This window comes from Pseudomonas sp. PIC25 (assembly GCF_002286785.1).
Lineage (GTDB): Bacteria > Pseudomonadota > Gammaproteobacteria > Pseudomonadales > Pseudomonadaceae > Pseudomonas_M.
This window is the reverse complement of record NZ_MUJY01000117.1, coordinates 18,763-42,504: the sequence shown is the minus strand read 5'-3', so window position 1 is coordinate 42,504 and position 23,742 is coordinate 18,763. Positions and strand designations below refer to the sequence as shown.

Here is a 23,742-nt window from a genome sequence, read left to right as displayed (position 1 = left end):
AGGGAAGGGTGAGACGCGAGACGTTCGGGAGCCCGTGCCGATGCTGACCCTCAGGGATGTCTGCAAGACCCGCGGGGAGGGGCGCCAGCGCTACAGCCTGGTGGTCCCCCGGTTCGACCTGGAGCCGGGGCAGCGAATTGCCCTGGTCGGGCCCAGCGGCAGTGGCAAGAGCACCCTGCTGGACCTGCTGGCCCTGGTGCTTTCGCCGGACCCGGGTAGCCGCATCGAACTTACCGCCAATGGCCGCAACCACGACATCGCCGCACTCTGGCGTAGCGGCCGGCAGAACGTCCTGGCCGACCTGCGCAGCCATCTGGTGGGCTATGTGCTGCAGACCGGCGGGTTGCTGGGTTTCCTCAATGTCGAACGCAACATCGGCCTGTCGCGCGCCTTGCTCGGTCTGCCGACCGACCCCGCGGTGCAGCGCTTGGCCGAGCGTCTGGAGATTGCCGATCAACTGAGCAAAAAACCGTCGGCCCTGTCCGTCGGTCAGCGCCAGCGGGTCGGTATCGCAAGGGCACTGGCCCACGATCCGCCCATCGTCCTGGCCGACGAACCGACCGCCTCGCTGGACCCGCTGAATGCTGAGCGGGTCATGCGGCTGCTGGTGGCCCAGGCCGAGGAACGGGGCGTGTGCATCGTGGTAGCTACCCACGACACCAGTCTGGCACGCCGCGCCGGGCTCCAGCCGTGGGAACTGCAGGTACGGCCGGGCGACAACGGCGGGGTGACCGCCACCCTGGGAGCGGCTCCATGAGACCGGGGCTGATGGCCCAGCTCGCCTGGCACGACTACCGTGCCGAGGCACGCCTGTCGGTGTGTGCGGTGCTGGCGCTGGTCGCCGTCCTGGCGCCGTTGCTGGTGCTGTTCGGCCTCAAATTCGGGCTGGTCACCACCCTCACCACGCGCCTCGAACACGATCCCGGCGTGCGCGAAATCATCCCGCTGGCCGGCGGCCGCTTCAGCGCCCAGGACATCGACGAACTGGCGTCCCGTCGCGACGTGGCCTTCGCCTTGCCGCGCACCCGCCAGATCGCCGCCACGGCCGATCTCTATCCGAACGGCAACGGCCAGGCGCTGACCGTGGAAATGCTGCCCACCGCCGAAGGCGATCCGCTCGTTCCGCCGATGCAACTGCCGGAAGCGCCCGACGAGGTCACTCTCAGCCAGCGGGCGGCGGAAAAGCTCGGCCTGCATACCGGTGACACCTTCACCGCCGCTTTCGGCCGCCAGCGCAACGGCCGGCAGGAATACCAGCGCATTCCGCTGCGGGTGAAGGGCGTGCTGCCGTTGGAAGCTTTCCCTCGCGATGCGCTCTTCTCCCGGACCGGTCTGCTGGAGGCCGCCGAAGATTATCGGGACGGCAAGGACTGGCCCGGCCACCAGCCAGCCGCCAATCCCAACCGTGTCTATCCCGGCTTCCGGCTCTATGCCCGCGACCTGGACAGCGTCGAGCGGCTGCGGCAACTGTTCGCCAAGCGAGGTCTGGAAGTGGCGACCCAGGCGGCGGCCATTGCCCAGGTCCGCTCGCTCAGTCGCAACCTGTCGCTAGTGTTCTGGGTCATCGCCAGTCTGGCGCTGCTCGGTGCCTTCGCCGCGATGACCGCCAGCGCCCTGGCTGCCGTGGAGCGCAAACGGCGGGCGTTGGCCGTCCTGCGCCTGCTGGGATTTTCCACGGCGGCGCTGATCGCCTTCGTGGTGCTGCAATCGCTTTATACCGGCCTGTTCGGTGTGCTGCTGGCCTCCGGACTGTACGGCGTCGCCCAGATGGGGCTGAACCGGCTGTTCGAGACGGCCGCGGGCGAATACGCCTGCCGCCTGTTGTTCAGCCATTACCTGACGGCACTGCTGGCAACCCTGGCCTGTTGCGCGCTGGCCTCGGCGTCGGGAGGCTGGCGAGCCGCGCAGATCGAAGCTTCGGAAGGATTGCGTGATGTCTAGCCCTGTCGTTTACAGCCTGGCCGTGCTCGCCTTGCTGGTCGGAAGCGGCGCCGCGTGGGCCGAGGAAACCGCCACGCCGGATAATCCGAAGCCAATGGCGGACGACCTCAGCCTGCCGCTGCCCTGCGACGGCGAAATGGTGTTCCGCTATGTCTACATCCTGGCGCGAGGCGCACTGGACGACCGCGAGGTGAGCCTCGGCTACCCGTTCAGCGAAGGCGAGACGGGCTACCAGCAGTCCTTCATTTCCGGTTACCGGCGCGACTACATCAATGGTCAGTTCGTACTCGGCGACCTGCCGGCCGACTGGCGTCCGCGTATCGAGCCGAACCTGCCCAAGGTCGGGGCCGATACGCTGCTCAAGCCGATGTTCTATTTCGTCGGCAAGTATGAAGTGACCCAGCGCCAGTACGATCTGGTCATGGCCCAGGCTCCGGCTCTGGAGGGGCAGGGCGAGCCTCCCGCCTGCGAGCCGCCGGCCGCTGGCATGCAGGCACGTTTGCCAAAGGTGAAGCTCTCGCGCCTGGAGGCGGAGCGCTTCACCTCGGTCTACAGCGCCTGGCTGATGAAACACCATCGTGACCGTCTGCCAGTGAGCGGACGCCATGGCAATGGCGACGACGGTGGCATCGGCTTCGTCCGGTTGCCCACCGAAGTGGAATGGGAGTTCGCCGCCCGCGGCGCCCATGCGGTGAGCCGCCAGGAGCTGGAAGCCCGGCTGTTCCCGCGCAAGGTGGAGGGCAGCGACAACGATGGCCCGTTGAGCGACTGGGCGGTGTTCAACCAGGTCGCCGGCGGCACCGGGCAGGGGGCGCGGTTGCTGCCGGTCGGATTGAAAAAGCCCAACCCCATTGGCCTGTTCGACGTGATCGGCAACGCCGCCGAAATGGTCGAGGAACCCTTCCAACTGGTTCATGCCGGACGCCGTCAGGGGACCTACGGTGGTTTCGTGGTCAAGGGCGGCAACTACCTGGAAGGCGAGATGACCCTGTTCACCGGTATGCGCCGGGAATACCCGTTGTTCGCCGCTGATGGTAGTGAACAACGCAACGAAACCACCGGTTTCCGGGTGGCCCTGGGGGCATTGTCGGCACCGCGCTCGCGCTACAAGGAGTTGTTCGAGCAATGGCAGGCCGAAGGCCGGCTGGCCGGACTCACCGATGAAATCCAGGATACCGAGGACCCGACCAAGCTGCTCGACGACATCATCGCTGGCAGTACCGACCCGAATCTGCAGGCGCGCCTGTCGCGGGTGAACGAAGAACTCAAGCGCAACGTTTCGCTGATCGCTCGCCAGCGGGAAGAAGCGGCCGGCAACCTGATCCAGTCGGCCGCGCTGGTGGCGGAGACCATCAACAACTACAACATCCGCCTGACCAATCTGAAGAAGAGCCTGCAACAGGCCCAGGCGGCCAAGGATACGGCTGCCGCCAAGCTCTACGAAACCGCCATCGGCAACGGCCGCAGCGCGCTCAATGGCGCCGTGGCGATCTACATCGACAACCTGGCGACCGGTACGCGCTATACCGATGCGGTCATCCAGGCGCAGTTCCAGCGCACCCGGGAAGAACTCAGTCGCAAGCCGGTACTGGGCGAAAGCCTGGTCAAACGCGCCACCCTGTTCGTTCGCCATATCGACCGATATCGCAAGGAGCAGCGCGCCGAACCGGAGGCGATCCTGAAGGAACTGCTCGCTCCCTGACGGGCGGGCGCAAGCGTGGCTTCGTCCGGCAATGGAGGGAACGTCGGCGGGCCGAAGAAGGAATCAACTGGAAGGAGAGAGCGACCATGGAAAATCATCGCAATACCGTGTCTGTCTGTGCCCGCTTCGCCATCGGAGCGGTCTGTACCAGCCTCTTCCTCAGCGGATGCGCCAGCGTCGGCGGCGGAGCGAGTTCCAAGGTGGCGGCCACCACCCGGGCGGAGTACTACCCGAGCTGTTACGAGCCGGTCAGCCATCTGCGCAGTTCCGATGCCGCCATGCAGAAATCCGTGGCCACCGGTGCCGTGACGGGCGGCTTGCTGGGCGGCCTGACCGGCGCCTTGGCCGGCGGCGGCGACCACACCGCACGCAACGCCTTGATCGGCGCGGCCACCGGGGCGCTGGTCGGCGGCGCGGTCGGCTACTACACCGAGCGGCAGAAACAGATCACCGACGATCAGGCCCGCATCGCTTCCTATGGCGCCGATATCGACGCCAGTGTCGGCGACATGGACCGTAGCATCGCTTACGCCACGGCAGCGCAGGATTGCTACCAACGCGAATTCACCAACCTTCAGGCGGCGCACAAGAGCGGAAAGATCACCGAAGTGGAGGGGAAAAAGCGTTTCGCCGAGATCGTCAGCGGCCTGAAGGAGACCAACGCGCTGCTGGCCGCGGTGGATGGCCGTGCCGGCGAAAACATCGACACTTACACCCAGGCCTACGAGAAGGACCTCCAGCAAATTGGCGTGCAACGCCAGACCGTGACCCAGGTCGCCAAGGCGGAAACCAAGAAGCCGGTAGTCGCCTCGACGGTGCCGAAAGCGGCGGTAGACACCGAGAAGAAGCTGCAACAGGCCGACACCAAGCGTACCCAGATCAAGCAGGTGACCTCGCGCGGAACCAGCCTGATCTCCAGCGCCTGCAACAACCCGGACGTGGGTGACTGGGGCGCCGAGCAGTGCTCGAGCGTTTGATGCCAGCCGCATAACAGGGCGGTGGAGGGCGAATCCATCTACGACTGACGGTACCGCCGTTCGTGGAGGGTTCGCTCCCCATGCGCCGGGCGAATGAATTCGCCCTTCGTATTTCCAGCTTCACCGTTTCCACATCTTGCCGCCCCTGGATTTGTAGGAGCGAGCTCTGCTCGCGATGGGGCCACGCCAAAGCTTCGCCAGCAGAGCTGGCTCCTACGACGGCATGCGCAGGCAGAATTTGCACGTGTCGACAATTCACGGCGGACGTTAAACAACCGTTCAGCAGGCCAAAGGCCATAAGCTCAAACCGTTTGGCAAAGGTCATGGGAGATGTCTCACAGCTCCGAGGAGACGTGACCATCGGGTTTTCGGGCCGTGCTAGCGTCCGGCAATTCAACATTCCGCCGCCTGCCGTCTTTCGAAACGAGGGAACCGATGCCTTGCCTCCCCCCGAAGCGGGTTTTTCGCCCGGCCACCGCTCATCCATTTGGATATCTGCCACAAGCAACCGGGCCGGAGGCATTCGCCTATCCGCGCAAGGCTCTGACCCAGTCGATCTCCGTCGCATTGTTGGCGGGATTGGTGGCATGGCCTACGGTGAGCGGCGCGGTGATCTACGACGAGCCCATTACCGGTGTGGCCGATAACGACAGACCCGGCGGCACCGGTGGCTACGATCCGGCCTATGCCCTTACCGAGATCGACGGTGTTCTGCACTACACCTTCGCCAATGGCGATAGCGTGGCCCTGGAAGGAACGGGAACCGATGTACTCGCTGTCTCCCTGACTGCCGCTTCGGCGCCGGTCGCGCTGGATACCGGCGCAAGCCAGCCCTTGAGCATTTCCGCCGTCAGGAAACAGAGTGGTGCCTGGGGGTTGGCGGTCGGCATCAACGATGTCGGCACCGCACTGACCATCAACGGCGACAGCATCATTCGTGCACAAGCGGACGATCCCAAGTCCAGCGGCGGCGGTAGTGCCGCCATCGGTGTGCGGGCCACATCCGGCGCGAACATTGTGTTCAACGGCTCGACCACTATCAACGCTTACTCGCCTGCCTGGGCTCAAGGCATCTATACCTCTGGAAGCAGCCGCATCACGTTCAACGGCCCGACCTACATCCTGGCCCAGAGCAGAGAGACGCTGGAAGGCGTATACAACTCGAGTGGCAGCACCATCATCTTCAATGGTGATACCAGCGTTCTGGCTCATTCCATCTGGCCGAGCGACAACGCCCATGGAATTTATAACGATAATATCGGCAGCCGGCTGACGGTAAACGGCAAGCTGACCCTGGAGAGCATTGCCCAAGGCTCCACTGCCTTCGGTATCCGCAACCAGGGCATCCTGGCGGTCACCGGTGATTCCACCGTCAATGTCTCCAGCCCGCGCTCCGCCTTCGGCGTCGCCAATACCCATTGGCGGGCCAGGATGAACTGGGATGGTGATTTGCAAATCACGGTGCGGGGCGGTTCCTACGTGCCCTTCGGCAATCCCTCCGGGATCAGCAACGACCGCACGCCCGGTGCGCAGATGGATTACAACGGTGCGGTTTCGGCCGATGTATTGTCTGCCGCGGTGACCTACGGCATCACCAACACCGGCGCCATTCGCTTCAATTCGACGTCCGATCCGGTGTCCTTCACGGTCGCGTCCACCTGCACCACCTGCGACGTCTATGGCTTCCGCAACCTGGGTAGCATTTCCGTCGCCGGCGACCTGAACATCGCGACAGCGCCGAGCGGGACAGGCAATGCCTATTCGCTCTGGAGCGTGCCGCTGGATACCCAGAACGCCAGCATCACCGTCAATCAGAACGGTGGGCACAGCGTCCGGTTGGATGGCCATATCGTCACCGCCATGAGCGATAACGGCAGTTTCCTGGGCTCGGTGGACGTCAACTTCGATACTGCCGACTCGTTCCTGGCAGGCCAAGTCGGCGGCTGGCAGTCCTCGACGAGCTATTCGGTAGGCCGTACCACGTTGGCGTTCAGCAACGGCGCGCGCTGGATTCCACAGGGCACGGGCACGATGGGTACCGATTTCGGCTCGGGTTCTCTCACCCTGGGCGATGCCGGCATGATCGATATGGCCGGTTACTGGGGGACTTTCGCGCCTTCGTCGGTTCCCAGCCATTCCTATCGCACGCTGCTGATCAACAGCACGAAAGGCGCTACGGTCTCACTGAGCGATAACGCACGCTTCCGCTTGCTCAGCGACATCACGGGTGCGTCCGGGACGGTCACGGCGGACAGGATCGTCTTCGGCAGCGGTATCACTGGTTTCTCCGCTACCGGCACCCAGGGCGTCAGTATCGCCTATGACCCGGTACTGGATGATGTCTCCTGGGTGAACGCCTCGACCATCGGTTCGGGAACGACCATTCAAGCCGCATCGCCCATCACCATCGTCGATGCCAGTGCGGCCGCGGGCGGTACGGCCACCTTCGCCGCCACCACGGGCTTGGCGAGGACCTGGAGCGGAACCTACGAAAACAATCTGGTGAGCTTCAGCTACACCCCGCAGGTCAGTCTCAGTGCCGACGGCCGCAGAATTCTGCTGACGGGAATCGTCATCGGTTCGGGCGGCAGCATTGCCACGCTCGCGGACAACGGGGCCGAGGGTAGCGTGAGTTCGGGGGTAGGTACCGTCGCTACGGGGGGAAGTGTTGCAGTTGCCGCTATACATCCGGCGGAGACGGTTCTGGCCGCCGCCGATGCCGCCGACAGCCTGGTCAATCTCTGGAGCGAGGACGGCCAAGCCTCCGCTCAACATGCGCGTACCCAGCTGCGTAGTTCAGGCGCCGAGGACACCGGCGTATGGGTTAGAGGCGACGCGGGCGAGCTGGATGCGAAGACCGCCTATTCACGCGACTATGGCCAAAGTTACAACGGCATCACCGTTGGGGCGGACCGCCGTTTCGCCCGCGATGGTGCGTCCAGTGCCGTCGGTGTCAGCTTCGGCCAGACGCGTTCGAATGCCAACTATGAGCAGGGCAAGGGCGAACTGAGCGAAACCACTTTGGGACTGTACAGCGGTTGGGCCGCGGATGGCGGCCCCTACGTAGTGCTCGGTGCCGACGCATCGATGCTGGAAAACCGCTACACCGCGCGCGATTCGGCCGGTCGCGATATCGCCGGGAAATACCGGACGCCCGCAGCCCGCGTGTATGCCGATAGCGGCTATCCGTTCAGGTTCAGCGGGGGCTACTACATCGAGCCCCAGCTCGGCGTGTCCGTCGGTGCCATTCGAGGTAATGAGCACACCACGCGCAACGGCGTGAAAATCGAGCAGGACGGGCAGGTCAATTCTGTTGCCCGGGCTGGCGTGGAAGTGGGCAGGACACTACAGGGGCTCGGCGTGAACGGGGGGCTGTATGTACGGGCTTCGGCATTGCGTTACATGGGCGACGACCTGGAGATCGAGGCCTCCCAGGATGGCGCTACGGTCATTCCCGATACGATGGACCGCAACGGCACGGGCAGCGAATTCGTACTCGGCGGCGACATTGGCTTCGGCTTCACCAGCCTTTATCTCGAAGCCTCCGAAGCCACGGGGGTGGATACCAAGCGCAACTGGGCCGTCCAGGCGGGGTTGCGGCATAGCTGGTAAGAGCGCGGCATTCCGGTGACCCAACGGGCGTTGCCAAGAGACGAATGAGGCTGCATGGGATATGGCGCTTCTTTTATGGACGCGAAGCGTACTCTTCATTTGATCGTGCCATCCGCAGTGCTGCCGCTCGAACGCAACATCGTCCTGAACCCACGTCATCCGGCAATCAGTCGAGTCAAGGTGATCGAGGTGGATGACTTCACCTACGAGCGCATGTTCCTTGCTCGGAGCTGACGCCGGCGACGTTCATCAGCACGTTATTCGGCTTTCCAGCAGGGCATGGATTCGCATCGCCAACTCATCGGGGGCCGTCCCGACCGTTTCGAGATGCACTTCCGGGCGCTCGGGCGGCTCATAGGGTGAGCTGATACCCGTGAAGTTGTGAAGCTCGCCGCGCATTGCCTTCTTGTACAACCCCTTCGGGTCCCGCCGGACGCATTCCTCGATGGGCGTATCGACGAAGACTTCGATGAATTCGCCATCGGCCATGAGTTCGCGCGCGAGCTGGCGCTCCGAACGGAAGGGGGAAATGAGCGACACCAAAACGATCAGGCCCGCGTCCGCCATCAGTCTGGCGACCTCGGCCACCCGACGGACATTCTCGACACGATCCTTGTCGGTGAAGCCGAGGTCTTTGTTGAGTCCGTGGCGAACATTGTCGCCGTCCAGCATATAGGTGTGGCGGCCTTGGGAATGGAGGAACTTTTCCAGCCGGTTGGCGATCGTCGATTTACCGGAACCTGACAACCCCGTGAACCAGACGACGACCGCTTTTTGCTGCTTGAGCGCCGATCTCGCCTTGCGGTCGACCTCGATTGCCTGCCAATGCACGTCATGGCTGAGCCAGAAAGCAAAGTCGATCATACGCTTGGCTCAAACGCTCTGTGATTCGAGGGTTTCTTGCAGTGCGCATCCTCAAAGCTGAACAGGGCTGACTGCATCGACTCATACCACCTGGGAAGTTGCGAGATTTGCGTACTGGAGCGCAGGCAACTCTCATGCGCGGTTCTGGCGATGTCCTCGAAGTCACGATAATCGGTTGCCAGGCGCTGCATGATTCCTGCTGCCTTGGCCTCGATGTCCGGCTCGTCGAGAACGATGCCGTTCAGCCCGTCCACGACCTGCCTTTTCAGGCCGAAGGCGGATGACACGATGACGGGTCTGCCTCGGAAGAGTGCCTCCGTTGCCGTCAAGCCGAAGCCCTCTTCGCGGGACAGTTGAAACACGGCGTGGGCTTTCTGTTGCAGCCGACCGACGATCTCTGCATTTACGTCATGGTTCTCCATCGAGATACAGGCCAGGTACACGCGCTGCCGCACGTCCTTGGGTAACCGGGTGTGCAGCTCTACGCATTTCTCGAAATACGCGCGTCCTTCGGGATCGTCAGCGACACCCAAGGGGTCGGGCCCGGCGATGACCAGGCGGATATCGTCTACCCCGTCGAGCGGCATTCTGGCGAAACGCTCGAAAGCGGCGATAACCCGGTCAATGCCTTTCAACCCATCCCATCGGGAGACATGCAGGAAATAGCGCGAGCCGAGAATGTCGCTCAGCGAAGGGCAGGGCTCGATCTCGTGGGCATTGAACGAAACCGAATCCTCCAGCGTCCGGTCCGCAGTCCCCATATGGTTGCGGTTCTTGCTCGAGAACGGACTGATCGACGGCTGGATGATATCGATGGGACGGTCGGTATCGAAGGCATATTCCTTGGCACTCAGGACAATGCGCTGGAAAGGCCGTAGGTAGGTCCCCAGGAGTCGCCAGACATTCTCGACTGTCGGGGTGCGCTCGGGATAGCCGATGTGGCATCGCCAGATGGCGGGATGCGGGTAGGCCTCGAGAAACTGGGCGGCGGCGCAGAGCGGCTGCGGATCGTGGATGATCAGGAAGTCGTCCGGCCCGATGATTTTCTCCAGTTCCGCAGCACCTTGCAGGGATGTCTCCAGATACTGCGGCAGCAAGGCATCCAGGCCAGCAACGGCAGTGTCATGAAGGGAGTTGTGAAGCCCTTTGGTGAACTGGAAAAACTGCTCTTCCTTCGGCTTGAAGATGAGCCAGCGCACGTCGAAGCCAAGTTCCCGCAGGAGGCATATATGATGGGGAAGCATTTCGGCGACTCCACCGCCGAACGCCGTGGAGTTCATGTGCCAGATTCGACGGTGACCGAACGTGTCACGCATTACGCGAGACGAGCGGAGCAGGTGATCGAGAAGGGGCCCGTACTCTTCCCGCTTCGCGGTGTAGTGCTCGAGTACCGACCCTTCTATCAGCACTTCATCGAACAGCGGTGTGCGTCGTTCCGTGGATACTTTCACAGCGTGTCCCTCCGTTCGATCTGGAAAGCAGGCTCAGCGACGCCGGCCGGAAAGAAAATCTCGCGAAAGTGCTCTATCCAACCTTTGGTTTCAGGGTGGCCTTTGGCGTTGAGGCCAACAGCTACGCAGTCGCAGCCGGCGGCGGTTGCCGCTTCGATACCGGTCAGGGAGTCTTCAAAAACCAGGCATCTTTCCGGGGCGATGCCCAACATGCGCAGCAGCGTCCGATAGGGTTGCGGATCCGGCTTTCCCTGGCTGACATCCTCCGCTGCAATCAGAATTTTCGGGTGGGGGATTCCCGCCGCATCGAGGCGGGCAAGGGCTGAAATCCTCGCCGACGAGGTAACGATGGATCTTCGGCCGAAGGGGATCGATCCATAGAACTCGGCAGCACCCTGGATCGGTTGCAGTAGTTTCATCGCCTGGATTTCGTAATCCGCGATACGTTCCGCTTCGCGCTCCGGACAGAGGTTGGGGGCAATCGCCGCCACCAGTTCGATATCCCGGCGGGCGGCCGACATGCGCATCGTGTAATCCGGGCAGATGCCTTCTTCCTGCGCCCAGCGACGGAGTGCGGCCTCGACCACGGCCTCGGAATCCACGAGGACTCCATCCAGATCGAAGGCTATGTGGTCATAACCCTTGAGTTGAATGCCGATGAAGTCTTCTTCCCGCAGCCCCCATCCATTGCACGGATAGGCGATTGTCGTTTCCGTTCGATTCTTCATGATCTTCTCCCTGTATCAGGCCCAGTGATGCTTGTTGGAGAGGCATGCGCGCTCCGTGGCGTGGAAGGCTTTCGCGCAGTACTCGACGACGGAGGCCTCGGTGACATGGACCGTCATGTCCTGGTCCTTGCGGTAGTCTGCGAGCGCTCCGTCCAATGCCGACTGCAGAGCGCTGAAGAACGTGTCGTCCATGGCCGCATTGCTCATGTACTTGCCTGGGTAGCCAATGTAGATACCGTGCTGCAGGCACCGTTGAGCGAAGGCTTGTCCATGGCTGAGCGTAGGCAGGACGATGTCGAACATGCTGTCGCTGCCGAGGATGCGCGCCGGTATTGCGTTGCGCTCGAACGAGCGCAGGAACAACGCCTTGAGTGCAGAGCCGCTCTCGGCCAGGCGCGTGACTATTTGGCCTTCTGCGAAGATTTCCTGCGTCAGGTTGCCGGCCACGAAGGCCCGGTTCTCGCGCAGGTAGGTATTGCCGAGATAGGCCCTGTCGGCGCCCTCCATGGCATCGGCGGTGCCGACGACCGCGGACAGGCCGACACCTTGTGCGATGCCCTTGGCCAAGGTGATGAGGTCGGCTTTCACACCGTGTTGCTGGCAATAGCCACCGTTGGCGTAGCGAAGTCCGCACAGGACTTCATCGACGATCAGCAGTACGCCATGCAGCCTGGCTATCCGGGCGACGTTCCGGAGCAATTCCGGGGGAAAGACCGAGGGCTCGGGGGTGAAGAAAATGCCTGCGACCTTGCCTTCGTTCTCGACCAACTGTCGTTCCAGCACATCGAGGTCGTATTGGAAATCCTGGACGTGCCGATCCTCGGCCGGTGGGTTGTCTGACCAGGGATGCTGTTGGAAGAGGTCGTGCCAGCCGTGGAAGCCCGCCGTCAGGATCACCGGCCGGCCAGTCCGGTGCCGGGCGATCCGGACCGCTGCTTCCGTCGCACAGGAGCCGGTCCTCAGAAAGAACACGCGGGGATGGTCCGGGAACATCGCCGCCATTTTTCCGGCCAGGAGCTGGCGTTGCTCGCTCACCGGCGATGGCAGGACGTCGGTTTCCCGCGCCATCGCCTGCGCCAGCCTGGCCTTGAATACGGGGTCGTTGCTGCCCAAGGGCGAAGCCCCGCTGCAGGACGTCATGTCCAGGTACATTTTGCCGTCGACGTCCTCCGCCATGGCGCCCTTGGCGGAGCGGAACACGATGGAGGAGCGGGTTTCCCGCTCCCATTCGGTCAGATAGCCGGTAACTACAGGATCGAGCATTTCAATTCCCTCTTCACTCGAGCGACAGGGCCATGCGCCTCGCATTGGCCATGATGGTGTGTGTCGGATTGCTGTTCCCCGCGAAATTCATGACGGAGCCATCCATGACATGGATGTTGGTGAACCCATGGACCTTGCCGTAGTTGTCCACGACCGAGGTTCCGGGGTCGTGCCCGGCACGCATGGTGCCGTGCAGATGGGAGCTGCCCTTGGCATGGGCAAAAGGCTCCCGCTCGATGCGGGACGCGCCCAGGTGGCGAAGAATGTCGTCCGCGCGGTCGGCGAGAAAATTTATCCGCGCCAGGTCGTTTTCCGAGTTTCGGTATTCGAAGCGGATGTAGGGAATCCCGTACTGGTCAACGGCCTCGTCCAGTACGACGCGGTTGTGCGACCACGGCTCTTCGCCGGCGATGTAGTGCAGGCGCACAAGGCCGACGTTCTCGTCCGGCAAGGGGAAATTCGCTTCATAGATGAGCCCCCCGAATCGGCATGGCACGTCGGCATGCTCGTAGAACTCGTCGGTATACACGGTCGCATGCGGCCCCCAGTGCGGCACGAAAGCGTTGGAACAGGTCAGCTCCATGTAGCCGACGGAGTAGCCGCTGATCTTGAAGGAGAGTCCGCGCCCGACCAGACAGGATTCGTTACCGATTCCTCTCGGCGCATGCCTGCTCTTCGACCGAAGCATCAATGCCGCCGTTTGTATCGCGTTCGCACAAACGATGACCCTTTCGACCGGAATCCGGATCAGCTCCGAGGAGAGTGGCACATAGCACTCGAGGGCTTCGGCCCGACCGTCGCTGCGGGTCTCGATCCGGTTGACGAAACAGCCGTACAACACAGTGATCGTTCCCGGCAGGGCGGAGTCATCCAGAATGTTCCTCGCCAGCACCGATGCCCTTGCATCCGTGGGGCATGCCAGTTCATCGCAAGCGGAGCATTCGATGCATCCCTTGCTCGTTCCTGGCGGCCGGATCGCCAGCGGGATGTTCTTCGGGCTTATGCCAAGCGCCTGCATCGCATTGGAGAGCATCACGCCACGCGGGCTGGCCGGGTACGAGGGAAATCCATTCGCGCCACTGATTCCCAGGAGGTGCTCGATCTCGGTGTAGTACGGATCGAGCTCCTGGAGGGTGATTGGCCAATCGATTTCCATGTCGGTGGCCAGATACCGGGAAGCCGACAAGTCGGCTTCCCGGTATCTGAACGTGATCGCGTTGTAGAACTGCATGCCGCCGCCGACGCAGCATGCTGTCCAGGGCTTGCCATCGGCGGGGCCGCTGGAGGTGAGTGCCGCGCTGTAGGCCGCCTGATGAGGCCCGTGCAAAGCACCTGGGGAAACCAGGCCGCCATACTCCAGAACGGCCACGTGGCAGCCTTTTTCCGCAAGCGTTCGGGCGACGACCGATCCGGATGGCCCGGAGCCGACGATAACCGCGTCGAAGCGTGTGTAGTCACAAGAGGCAGCGGCGATGTGCCTGAAATCCGTCATGGGCAATAGTTTCCTGTGGGATGGGGGTGGGCCAGCAGCCTGTGCTAGCAACGGAGGCCAGAAGGTGCCTGGTACGGGCCACGTACTGAGGAACCGCAATTTCTGCCGCGTCGGTGGCGGGGTGGCGGTAACTGACGAAAAGGCCGTCGTGGGTGCGTATGAACCAGAAGTACACGTCGTCCGGGTCGGTGCTGCGGCTGCGAAGCATGGCGGTCCGCCAGGTGTTCCAGTTGCGGGCTCCCGGGGCGCGACGAAGGTCGCCGTAGGAAACCATGAAGGGGTCGTGGAGCGCTTGGCCGAGAAGCTCCGTCACCCGGGGAAAGGGGATCTGGGCCAGTTCTTTCACTCCGTCGAGGCCGGAGACCGCGGAGCGCACGGCCTCGGCGAAGGAGTCCGCTGCATCCAGGGGGAAGGCGATCGGGCTCATTCCCACGTAAAAACCGATGGCGGAGCGCGAGAGGCCAGCCCTCGTGTGGAAGGGGGCCATGGTGCGGAAACTGTCCGAACCGGTGATTTCCTGGCCGACCTTGGCCAGACAGGCGAGCAGCCCGGAGAAGGAGTCGCCGCCTGCCGCACGGCAGACGCGATCGAAGGCATGCGTGGTGGAGGCATCGAGAAGCTCGGCGTATCCGCCAGGTTGGGCGGCGGGCCTGCCGCTCACGTCGCTGACCGGTACAGGGAACGCCGGCAGGCATCCTCCGGCCTCGGTGACGAACCGTCGCCAGCGGACGATGGATTCGTGGTCGGTGGTCAGGGTGTCGGCGGCGTTCCGTTCGGCCGCCGCGAAGTCGAGATAGCTGGCCGTGGGTGGCAGAGGGAACGGAACGGGCTCCCCGGTGGAGGCAGCGAGTGCTACTGCGTATAGGGTTTGAATCTCGTATGCGGTCAGGAGAAGGGAGTAGCCATCCATCAGGGTGTGGTCGGCGGCGAGGCAGACGGTGGTCGCTTCCGGGCGGCTGATGGTGGCGCAGACATACCCGGGCCAGCCAAGTGGGCCGGCTTCGCTGTCGAACAGCGCTTCGAGATAACGAGCCAGCTCCTGACCGTCGGTAAAGTCGCGCGTCGCGTCGGGTTGGATCGTCACCACACCGGCAGGTAGCGTCATGCGACGCAGGCAGCTGCCCGTAGTGATGGGCAGAGAAAGAATGAGACGGCTGCGCAGGGTTTCGTGACGGTCTATCCAGCCACGCACGGCCGCAGCAAAGGCGTCTGCATCGAGTTCGGCGGGCAGGTCGAATGCGCCGCCCAGCCAGGACGGTGGCAGGGGGCCTTCGCTGGCCGCCTCCAGGGCGTAGGTAATGAGCGCTTCCTGGCCATAGGAGGCCGGGCGCGGATCGTCTGCCCAGGGCGCGTCGAAAGAGGGCGGTGCGCTGGCCCGCCAGACGGTAAGGCGCCCCGGCGACAGACCGAACGATGGTATGTCCAAGAACTTCATGGTGGATGACTGTCCTTATCCTCAAGAAACGGAAATGGTGGGTGGAGTCCCTTCCGGCGAATGGCGGGCGGGGAAGGGGGATGTCGGTTCCGGGAAGGCCTCTTCGAGTTGCGCTGTCCGGACGTTCCGCAGGGGCGATGCCATGAGCCACCCGGTGGCCAGTGCGATCAGGGCACCGCTGAGCAGGAGGGTCGTCCGGGCGCCAAGCCAGGCTCCACAGGCACCACCCAGCAGGGCTCCCAGAGGGGCGAGCCCCCAGACGACGGTGCGGATGCTTGCGTTCACCCGGCCATGCAGCTCGGGTGGTGCCAGGGCGTAACGGATCGGGACCTGATGGACGTTGTAGAGCTGCTGGCCAGCCCATAACAGGAACTGTGAAAGCCCTGTCACCGGCCACGCCCACCATCCCGATACCTGAAACGCAGGGGTGAGTACCGCACCGAAAGCGCTGATGAGCAGAGCCGCAATCAGTACATGGCCCAACCCCAACACCTGTGCCACCGGACGGGCCAGCAGCGCACCGAGGGCAGCCCCTGTCGCAGCGATACCCGTGATAATACCGATTGCCGTGGCATCCAGACCCAGCTCTGCGGTCAGGTACAGCAGGAGGACAGCGGAGTAGGCGCTATGGAAAAAGACGAGGGTGCCGGTGGCGAGCGTGACTGCGCGCAGTTGGAGGTTGCGCAGCACGAACAGCGCACCCTCTGCCGCTTCCGAGAAGACTCGCCGGACGATTCCGCCGTTACGTCGTTCACGTGCGCCGGACCTGTCACGTGCCGGCTGCATCACCACGTAGGGGAGCAGTACGGTCACCAGCAGGAACGATGCGGCGTCCGCGAGTATCGCGGCAGGTGCAGAGACTGTGGCGATGAGCCAGCCCGCGAGCGGCAGACCAAGCACCAATGCCGCTGACTGCCCCAGCTCCAGTCTGCTCTGCGCTTGCACCCGTTGGGGAGAGCGCACTACGGTTGGCACACAAGCCAGGAAAGCCACATCGGCGATCACCGTAGCTGCACCTACCAGGGTGGCGACAGCGTACAGATGAGGCATGCCGACCTGTCCGGTGAGGAGACTGGCCAGCGGCACGGTGGCCAAGGTGAGTGCCATCGCCATGTTCGCCGTCATCAGCAGGACACGGTGCGGGAGACGGTCGACGAGAACGCCGGTGAGCAACCCCAGCAGCAGATACGGGGCCCGTCCGCAGGCGAGCAATACGCCGGTCTCGAGCGGGCCCGCAGCGAGCTGTTCGATCGCAATCAAGGGAAGGGCGAGAAGTGTCACCTGGGAACCGACGAGCGAGACCGTCTGCCCCGTGAGAAGGAGGTAGAAGCTACGCGGCAGGTGGTGTCGGGACACCTCGTATGCCGCCTGCATCAGGCCACGCCTCCGGTTGCCAGCTCATAGCCCAGGTGTGCCAGTTCCTTTCCGGCGATCCGCTCGAACTCCTCGATTTCTCCGCGGGAGAGGTCCTGCAGGTAGCGCCCATTGCGCCCGGTGTAGAGCGGCTTACCCGCAGCTTCCGCTGCGGGGTGGCCCCAGGGTTTGTCGAACAGCGCGTGCTTCTGCTCCGCGTGGTACAGGACCGCCTCGCTCCAGGGCAGGCCGAGGTGAGCCAGCATCCGCTCGGCGGTTTCGCGGGGGCGGATGATCAAATCCTCGTAGCGCACCTCCAGGTAGCGGCCCTCTGGCGCAGCCTGGCGGGGCCGGGTGACGACTTCCAGCCAGCCTCGCGCGGCTTCCGCGACAGTCCGGTAGCCCCAGTCGGGAACGGTCTTGAGATGAGAGGCGGCCAGGTCGCGACCGTCACGGATGATGTGGATGAAATGAGCCTGTGGCCAGATCGCGGCGTAGGTACCGACGTCCTGGATCTTCCGCTGAAGCTTCAGCCCCCATCGTTTGGCGCCCGTCTGCTCGCGGCGGAATTCGCCGATGGCATCGATGAGCAGGCAACGGTCCTCCAGGGTGAACAAGTCGGTTCCGCGCTCGGTCATCACGCGGCTCACCAGCTCTCGCAGGTCGTCACGGCCGAGGCCGAAACGCTCGCACTGCACAACGAAGTGCGCGCCGTCATATAGCTCAGGATCGATGCTGTCCTTCGTCGCATCGGCGAGCTGTGAGCTGTGGCGGTCCATCAGATCGCATATCGCGAGTATGTGCGGGCCGAGGTCCACGGGCTCGGTGAAATCGATCTCAGGACCGACGACCAGATCGGGATGCGAGTCGAGCAGGACGCTGAGCAACGTGGTGCCGGAACGGTTTTCGCCGCCGAGCAAGACAGGGTTGGAGGGCAGGGTGAGAGAAGGGGGATTGGATATGACAGTCCCGTCAATAGGGGGGCGTGGATAACTGCTTATTGTCTCGGTGAACTTAGTGTTCATTATTCGTTCCCTCTGTTTTTAAGCAAAATCCAGCCCTTGGCCTGATTTAGCCTTGTAGTTGCCCAGCGTGCGGACGATTAACGAGTTGTTTTCAGAAAAGAAATTTCGGGAATTTGCGCTAATGAAATGTAAGCAAGGGCCACCTGCCAGTCTCAAACGGCTTGGTTATTCATTGGCACTAACTATTAGATAAGTGACCGAGGAATTTTTTGGGGATCAATATGCCAGTAATGAAAGTTAAACATTTCAAGCTTCATTAATTAATTGCAGTTGGCTGATGGTAACGCACACGCTGTGCGCAAAGTCTTGCGCAATAGGGTGTGGTGTTTCGGTTTTGAGAACCATTCCTTCCCGGTTTTGAGATCAATTAAGTGCATTGTTTTATTGTTTTGCGATATATCACTTAAAGCGGGCAAAATTGCTAGGGTATTTGCAATATATTGGTTAAGTAAGTCGCAAAATGAAGAGTTTTGATATTCTGCCGTTTTTAAATATAAGTGTCTGATAAAAAAGGGTTTTTCATGAAACTCAGTATGGCTGGCGAGATATCCTGAAAAAGAGGGCGCGCAGGGCAATCCAGCTTCGGATGCACAGCCACAGGACGACATATCGGTGGTTATAACGACCGGTCGCCGGCGTCGAACTGATTCAAGTCGGGGGAGGTAGACGCTTCCTTGCGTACCGTCAGTGCCGGTTACGACGCAATGACCAGTCGCATGCGGCCCTGAACGGGTGCAGTGGGATCAAACTGGGAGAAGTCGCCAGCGAAGGGACGGGACAAACGTGCAAACTGTCATGAGTAGTCCAGTTTCGGCTCGGCCAGTCGGCAATGCTGCAAATTCAATGTCCGGGTATGCAGGTGTTCCAGGGAGGCCCGATGTCCCACGCTGATGATGATCGAGTTGGGCAGCGAGTGTTTCAGTTGCGTGTAGCAGTTTCGCTCCGTCGCTTCATCCAGCGCTGAGCTGGTTTCGTCGAGAAGCAGGACCTTGGGGCGCATCAGCAGGGCGCGGGCGAATGCACAGCGCTGTTGTTCGCCGATGCTCAGGGTTTGCGACCAGTCGAGTTCGGCGTCCAACTGCTCGATCAAATGCCCAAGACCGAACTGGCGCATGATGCGCTGTAGCGCCGGGTCGTCCTCGGGGCGGGGAGCAGCGGGATACCAGAGCATGTCGCGCAGGCTGCCGAGCGGCAGATAGGGTTTTTGCGCCAAAGTGAGGACATTGCCCAGATCGTACCGTGCCTTGCCGGATGCATGGCTCCAGATGCCGGTAAGCGCGCGGATCAGGGTGGATTTCCCATAGCCGGACGGGGCCTGGATCAGCAAGCTCTCGCCCGCCTGCAGGTACAGGTTCAGATCGCCCAGCAGCGGCTTGCCGTCCGGCAGCCAGAGCGACAGGTCCTGTACCTCGAAGCCGTCGGCGTTGTGTTCGAGGCGTACGCCGGTTTCGTCGCCGACACTGGCCAGGCGCTTTTGGAAGCCCGTCAGGCGGTCGATGATCGATTTCCATTCGGCGATCTCCGGGAACACCTTGACCAGATAGGCCATCGCCTCGTGGACCTCGCCGAAGGCGGCGCTGAGCTGGGTGAGTCGGCCCAGCGGGAAGGCGCCGGCGAAGAACTGCGGCGCCATGACGAACATGGGAATGATCATGGCGCTGCGCATGTAGAAGGTGGAGTAGCCGAGCACGACCTTCTGCTGCTTCACCAAGGCCCAGAAGTTATCCAGCGCGGCGCCCAGGCGCTGGCTGAAGCGGGCGTGTTCCTCGCTTTCGCCGCGGTATTGGGCAACGGCTTCGGCGTTTTCGCGCAGGCGCATCAGGGAGAAGCGGAAGTCGGCCTCGCGCCGTTGCTGGAGGAAGTTCAGGCGCGGCAAGGTGCGCCCCAGCCAGAAGGCGCCGCCGGTGCCGAGGATGGAGTACAGCAGCGCCGCCCAGACCAGCAGGCCGGGGATCACCAGCTCTTCTCCGGCGATGGGAATCCGCACCAGGCTCGAGGCCTGCCAGAGGATATGCAGGAAGGAGAACAACGACACCAGGGCGGTCATCAGGCCCAGGCTGAGCTTCAGCGACATGCCGATGAACAGGTTGATGTCGTCGGCGATGCGCTGATCGGGGTTGTCCGTTTCCGGCGAGGTGAGCTGCAACTTGAGGTAGCGTTGGCGCTGCAGCCACAGCTGCAGGGTGTTCTCGGTGGACCAGCGGCGCCAGCGCAGGGTGAGCTTCTGCTGGAAGTGGAAGGCGGCCACGGTGAAGGTGGCCAGCCCCGCCTGCAGCAGGATGAAATAGCCGCCGCCCATCAGGAAGGCGTCGTAGTCGAGGGCCTGGAGGGCGTTGTAGAAATGCAGGTTCCACAGGTTGTAGAGGATGTTCACGCCCACCAGACACAGGTTCATCAGGATCGTGCCGAGCAGCAGCAGGAGGGCGGGACGTCTTTCGGAAGAGGACCAGAACGGCCGGGCGAGCGACCAGAAATCGCGGAGTGTCTGCATGTGGCCTCAAGGTTTGCCCGGCGTTAAACGCGTTGAGTTTATAGAGGGACGGCTATACCATCAACGCTAATCGTTCTCATTGTTTTTATGCCTTGGGCTATGGAGGCTGGCCATCGAACTACCGGACTGGCTGTGCCACGCATGGCCACCCATCCAGCGTGTGATCCAGGTCGAAAGCGATGGTCGTGCAGCAGTGCCGCTGACCAGCCTGACCGATGCGAGCGTGCTGCATCCCTTGCTGGACCGTTTCGCCGAACTCTACCCCGGCATCAAGCGTCCTCCCGTCGCGTCCCAGTGGTCGATGAACTACCTCAGCGTGCTGCTGCCGGCCACCCTCGCGGCCGCGCTGGTGCGCGACTCGGCCATCGCTTTCTGGGAGCGGGACGTGGCGCTGCTGCATGACGCCGGCCAGCCGTCGGCAGTATTGTTGCCCTCGCCGCAGCCGGCGCTCGCCGCCTGGCAGCGTGGTGATTACTGGACGCGTCTGCTGCACGATCACCTGGAGCCGCTGTTTGCCAGCCTCGCCGCCTGGGGCGGGCTGGCGCCGAAGGTGCTGTGGGGCAACCTGGCGGCAGTGTGGGATGGCGCATTCGCCAGGATCGACGCCAGCCTGGAGCGCGAAGGCTTCGCCGAGGCCCACCGTTGGCTGGAGCAGGCCGTGGTTGCAGACGGCCGCCTGAAGCCGAGAAGCCTGCAATGGATGGTCGACTCGCCGGCACCGGAGGTCTGCGCGCGCATCCCGTTGCGTCGTCATTGCTGCCTGCACTATCAACTGCATGCCCCGGTACCGGGCAAGCCGCAGGTGTTGTGCGAGTCCTGCCCTAAGCTGCATCGCCTGCCGCAGGCGGAACAGGCGAGCTATCTGCGTTACATCTACGGCGGCGAGGGCTAGCTCGACCCTGTAGCCCGAATGCAATCCGGGAATGGTTTTCCGATGCCGGTCGACTTCCCCGGATCGCATCCGGGCTACGGAATCAACTCGGCGAAGCCTGGATTCGCCACCCTCGAGCCCAACCGACCTCTGACTAACTCCAGCACCGCCTGCGGCCGCTCGAAGGGGAAGAAATGCCCGCCGTCGAAGCCGTGCAGCTCGCAACCGGTCGAGGTTTCCGTCTGCCAGTCGCGCAGCGTTTCCTCGCCTACATGGGCGTCGTCGTACCCGGCGAGCACGCTCATGGGAACGTCCAGGCGCGGACGCGGCTGGTAGCGGTAGCTGCCCAGCAGGGCGAAATCGGCGCGGATGGCCGGCAGTAGCAGCGCCATCAGTTCCTGGTTCGCCAGCACCGCGGGCGGGGTGCCGGCATAGTCGCGCAGCTTGTCCACAAGCTCCCGGTCGCTCAGCAGGTCGTAGCGTGGCGCGCCGACACGGTGGCGCGGTGCGCCGCTGGCCGAGACGAACAGATGACGCGGACGCGCCAAGCCGCGCCTGACACAGTGGTGCGCCAGTTCGAAGGCCGCCAGAGCGCCTAGGCTGTGGCCGAAGAAGGCGTAGGGCAAGTCGTCGTGATGGGCGATAACCTGACCCAGCTGTTCGATCAGCGTGACGAAGTCTTGGATGGGCGGCTCGCCGAAGCGTGCCCCGCGCCCCGGCAACTGGATCGCGCAGAGCTGGATATCCGGCGCCAGGGCTTGGGACCAGGGCATGAAGCTACCGGCGCTGCCACCGGCGAAAGGGAAGCAGAACAGGCGCAGGCGCGCACCGGGCAGCGGTCGGGTGTGGACCCACGGCGAGTCCTGCAGGCGATGAGCGTGCATGATCGGCCGTTCCTCAGGATGCCGTGGCCGCGAGGGCTTCGCGGCTGGCTTCGAACACGCGGCCCTGGTCCACCTTGATCATCCGGTCGGCCAGCGGGAAGTAGGCATCGTCGTGGGAGATCACGATCACCAGTTTGCCGCGCTGGCGCAGGTCCGGAAGGATCTTGGTGTAGAAGAAGCGCTTGAACACCGGGTCCTGGTCCGCCGCCCACTCGTCGAACAGGTAGCAAGGACGATCGTCGAGGTAGGCGGCCAGCAGTGCCAGGCGCTTGCGCTGGCCGGTGGAGAGATCGAGGGTGGACAGGCGGCCGCCGTCGATGCTGACCTTGTGCGCCAGTTGCAGGTGCGCCAGATAGTCACGGGCTTGCTGCAGCAGCTGCGGGTCGTCGCCGTCGAGCAAGTGCTCGAACAGGCAGAAGTCGGTGAAGATCGCCGAGAAGTGCTGGCGGTAGAGAGGGTTCTGGCTGCTGGACGAAACCTTGCCGTCGAGCCGCAGGTCGCCGTCTTCGGGCTGGTAGAGGCCGGTCAGCAGCAAGGCCAGGGTGGTCTTGCCGCTACCGTTGCCGCCGGTGATGAACACCACCTCGCCGGCCCGCAGGTCGAGGTCGAACGGGCCGAGGGTGAAGCGGCCGTCCTCGCCTTCGCGGTAGTAGGTGTGGCGTACCGCGCGACAGCTCAGTTCGGTCACCTGACGGGCTGGCGCCAGGGCGTCCTCCGGCATGCCGGCGATTTCCAGCTGGCCTTCCAAGGTGCGGATCTTGCGCAGCGAGACGCTGGCCTTGCCCAGGGTCGGCAGGGCGTTCATCAGCTCCGACAGCGGCGTGATCATGTACAGCAGGGTGAGGATGTAGCCGGTCACCAGCGTCGCGCCGAGTTCGATGAACTGCGGCGCGAGGAACAGCACCGTGCCGATCAGCAAGTAGAAGATGCCGTTACCCCAGTTGAGCACCAGGGCATAGATGCTCATGCCGCGCACGAAGTCGCGGCGGTACTGCTGGCTGATGGGATGCAGCAGGCGCTCGAAGAATTGCAGGCGCCGCGCGTGATTGAGTTGCAGTTCCTTACTGCCGTCGGTGAGCAGGCGGTACTGGTCGAATAGCTGGTCCTTCAATTCGCGGGCCTTGCCAATGGAGGTCAGCGCCTTGCGCTGCGGCCAGTGGAAGCTGGCCGCGCCGAGCAGGATCAGCGCCGCGGTGAGGCCCAGCAACGGCAGGCTGAGCCAGCCCAGGTAGCCGAGGCAGGCCAGCACGATGCCGCTGTTGACCAGCAGGATCGGTACCAGCTCGACGGCCTGGCTGATGGCCTGGGTGTCGTCGGTGAGCATTGCCAGCAGGCGGTGCTTGCCCAGACGCTGCAGGCGCGGGTAGGGCGTGTCGATTAGCTTGCCGCTCAGATGCAGACGCATGTCGCTGACTGCGGTCTGCCCCAGGCGCAGCAGGCTGACATCGGAGACGACACGCGAGGCCACCACCAGTGCCACCAGACCGGCGAACGGCAGTCCATCGACCGGGCGCAATTGACCGAAGCCGGCCAGCGAGTGGTTGATGTTGGCGATCAGGCCGGCGGCCGATAGGCCGCAGACCAGGCCGGTGGCAGTCGCGATCAGCAGGGTGAGCCAGGAACGGCGTGCCAGTAGCAGTAACAGATCCATTC

At 63.2% G+C, this 23,742-nt stretch carries 18 protein-coding genes; 7 read left to right on the top strand and 11 right to left on the bottom strand.

Annotation, left to right across the window (positions count from 1 at the left end; genetic code table 11):
* Positions 1-40 precede the first annotated feature (40 nt).
* The 6 genes from BZL41_RS13840 to BZL41_RS28020 all read left to right on the top strand — a co-directional run bounded on the left by BZL41_RS13840 (position 41) and on the right by BZL41_RS28020 (position 8,466).
* Complete coding sequence (locus BZL41_RS13840; protein ID WP_095599833.1) at positions 41-757, top strand: ABC transporter ATP-binding protein; 717 nt, start codon at positions 41-43, stop codon at positions 755-757.
* Complete coding sequence (locus BZL41_RS13835) at positions 754-1,941, top strand: ABC transporter permease (RefSeq protein WP_095599832.1); 1,188 nt, start codon at positions 754-756, stop codon at positions 1,939-1,941. The genes BZL41_RS13840 and BZL41_RS13835 overlap by 4 nt, the downstream gene beginning before the upstream one ends.
* Positions 1,934-3,643: an SUMF1/EgtB/PvdO family nonheme iron enzyme gene (locus BZL41_RS13830; protein ID WP_095599831.1), complete on the top strand. Its 1,710-nt coding sequence runs from the start codon at positions 1,934-1,936 to the stop codon at positions 3,641-3,643. Before BZL41_RS13835 ends, BZL41_RS13830 begins: the two co-directional genes overlap by 8 nt.
* Positions 3,644-3,729: 86 nt before the next feature.
* Positions 3,730-4,620 carry a type VI secretion system-associated lipoprotein TagQ gene (gene tagQ / locus BZL41_RS13825; protein ID WP_095599830.1) on the top strand — a complete coding sequence of 297 codons (891 nt, stop codon included), beginning with the start codon at positions 3,730-3,732 and terminating at the stop codon, positions 4,618-4,620.
* Between the two features lie 435 nt (positions 4,621-5,055).
* Entirely contained in the window at positions 5,056-8,232 is a 3,177-nt protein-coding gene (locus tag BZL41_RS13820; protein WP_095599829.1) for an autotransporter outer membrane beta-barrel domain-containing protein, read from the top strand.
* 54 nt (positions 8,233-8,286) lie between these two features.
* Positions 8,287-8,466 (top strand): RES domain-containing protein, encoded by a 180-nt coding sequence (locus BZL41_RS28020; RefSeq protein ID WP_174706170.1) that lies wholly within the window; start codon positions 8,287-8,289, stop codon positions 8,464-8,466.
* A 15-nt stretch (positions 8,467-8,481) separates the two neighbouring features.
* Here BZL41_RS28020 and cysC read toward each other — a convergent pair whose 3' ends face one another.
* The 9 genes from cysC to BZL41_RS13775 form a co-directional block, all read right to left on the bottom strand.
* Positions 8,482-9,096, bottom strand: a complete 615-nt coding sequence (gene cysC / locus BZL41_RS13815; RefSeq protein ID WP_095599828.1) for an adenylyl-sulfate kinase — start codon at positions 9,094-9,096, stop codon at positions 8,482-8,484.
* The gene (locus tag BZL41_RS29275; RefSeq protein WP_095599827.1) at positions 9,093-10,547 is read right to left on the bottom strand and encodes a glycosyltransferase; all 1,455 of its coding nucleotides are present in this window, start codon (positions 10,545-10,547) and stop codon (positions 9,093-9,095) included. The genes cysC and BZL41_RS29275 overlap by 4 nt, the downstream gene beginning before the upstream one ends.
* On the bottom strand, positions 10,544-11,275 hold the full coding sequence (locus BZL41_RS13805; protein WP_095599826.1) for an HAD-IA family hydrolase: 732 nt from the start codon (positions 11,273-11,275) through the stop codon (positions 10,544-10,546). Before BZL41_RS13805 ends, BZL41_RS29275 begins: the two co-directional genes overlap by 4 nt.
* Positions 11,276-11,290: 15 nt before the next feature.
* Complete coding sequence (locus BZL41_RS13800) at positions 11,291-12,538, bottom strand: aminotransferase class III-fold pyridoxal phosphate-dependent enzyme (protein ID WP_095599825.1); 1,248 nt, start codon at positions 12,536-12,538, stop codon at positions 11,291-11,293.
* 13 nt (positions 12,539-12,551) lie between these two features.
* Entirely contained in the window at positions 12,552-14,030 is a 1,479-nt protein-coding gene (locus tag BZL41_RS13795) for a GMC oxidoreductase (protein ID WP_095599824.1), read from the bottom strand.
* Positions 13,993-15,465 carry a condensation domain-containing protein gene (locus BZL41_RS13790; protein ID WP_095599823.1) on the bottom strand — a complete coding sequence of 491 codons (1,473 nt, stop codon included), beginning with the start codon at positions 15,463-15,465 and terminating at the stop codon, positions 13,993-13,995. The genes BZL41_RS13795 and BZL41_RS13790 overlap by 38 nt, the downstream gene beginning before the upstream one ends.
* A 21-nt stretch (positions 15,466-15,486) precedes the next feature.
* Positions 15,487-16,839 (bottom strand): MFS transporter, encoded by a 1,353-nt coding sequence (locus BZL41_RS13785; RefSeq protein WP_168191001.1) that lies wholly within the window; start codon positions 16,837-16,839, stop codon positions 15,487-15,489.
* The gene (locus tag BZL41_RS13780) at positions 16,839-17,843 is read right to left on the bottom strand and encodes a sulfotransferase (protein ID WP_095599822.1); all 1,005 of its coding nucleotides are present in this window, start codon (positions 17,841-17,843) and stop codon (positions 16,839-16,841) included. Before BZL41_RS13780 ends, BZL41_RS13785 begins: the two co-directional genes overlap by 1 nt.
* 793 nt (positions 17,844-18,636) lie before the next feature.
* A complete protein-coding gene (locus BZL41_RS13775; RefSeq protein ID WP_095599821.1) occupies positions 18,637-20,334 on the bottom strand; it encodes an ABC transporter ATP-binding protein/permease in 1,698 nt (565 codons plus the stop codon).
* A 235-nt stretch (positions 20,335-20,569) separates the two neighbouring features.
* On the opposite strand from BZL41_RS13775, the gene fhuF reads away from it, so the two are divergent.
* Positions 20,570-21,226, top strand: a complete 657-nt coding sequence (gene fhuF / locus BZL41_RS13770) for a siderophore-iron reductase FhuF (RefSeq protein ID WP_095599860.1) — start codon at positions 20,570-20,572, stop codon at positions 21,224-21,226.
* Between the two features lie 74 nt (positions 21,227-21,300).
* Here the strand turns inward: fhuF and BZL41_RS13765 are convergent, their stop codons facing one another.
* Together BZL41_RS13765 and BZL41_RS13760 are read right to left on the bottom strand one after the other, a co-directional pair.
* The gene (locus tag BZL41_RS13765) at positions 21,301-22,089 is read right to left on the bottom strand and encodes a thioesterase II family protein (protein ID WP_095599820.1); all 789 of its coding nucleotides are present in this window, start codon (positions 22,087-22,089) and stop codon (positions 21,301-21,303) included.
* Positions 22,090-22,102: 13 nt separating this feature from the next.
* A complete protein-coding gene (locus BZL41_RS13760; protein WP_095599819.1) occupies positions 22,103-23,740 on the bottom strand; it encodes a cyclic peptide export ABC transporter in 1,638 nt (545 codons plus the stop codon).
* Positions 23,741-23,742 lie beyond the last annotated feature (2 nt).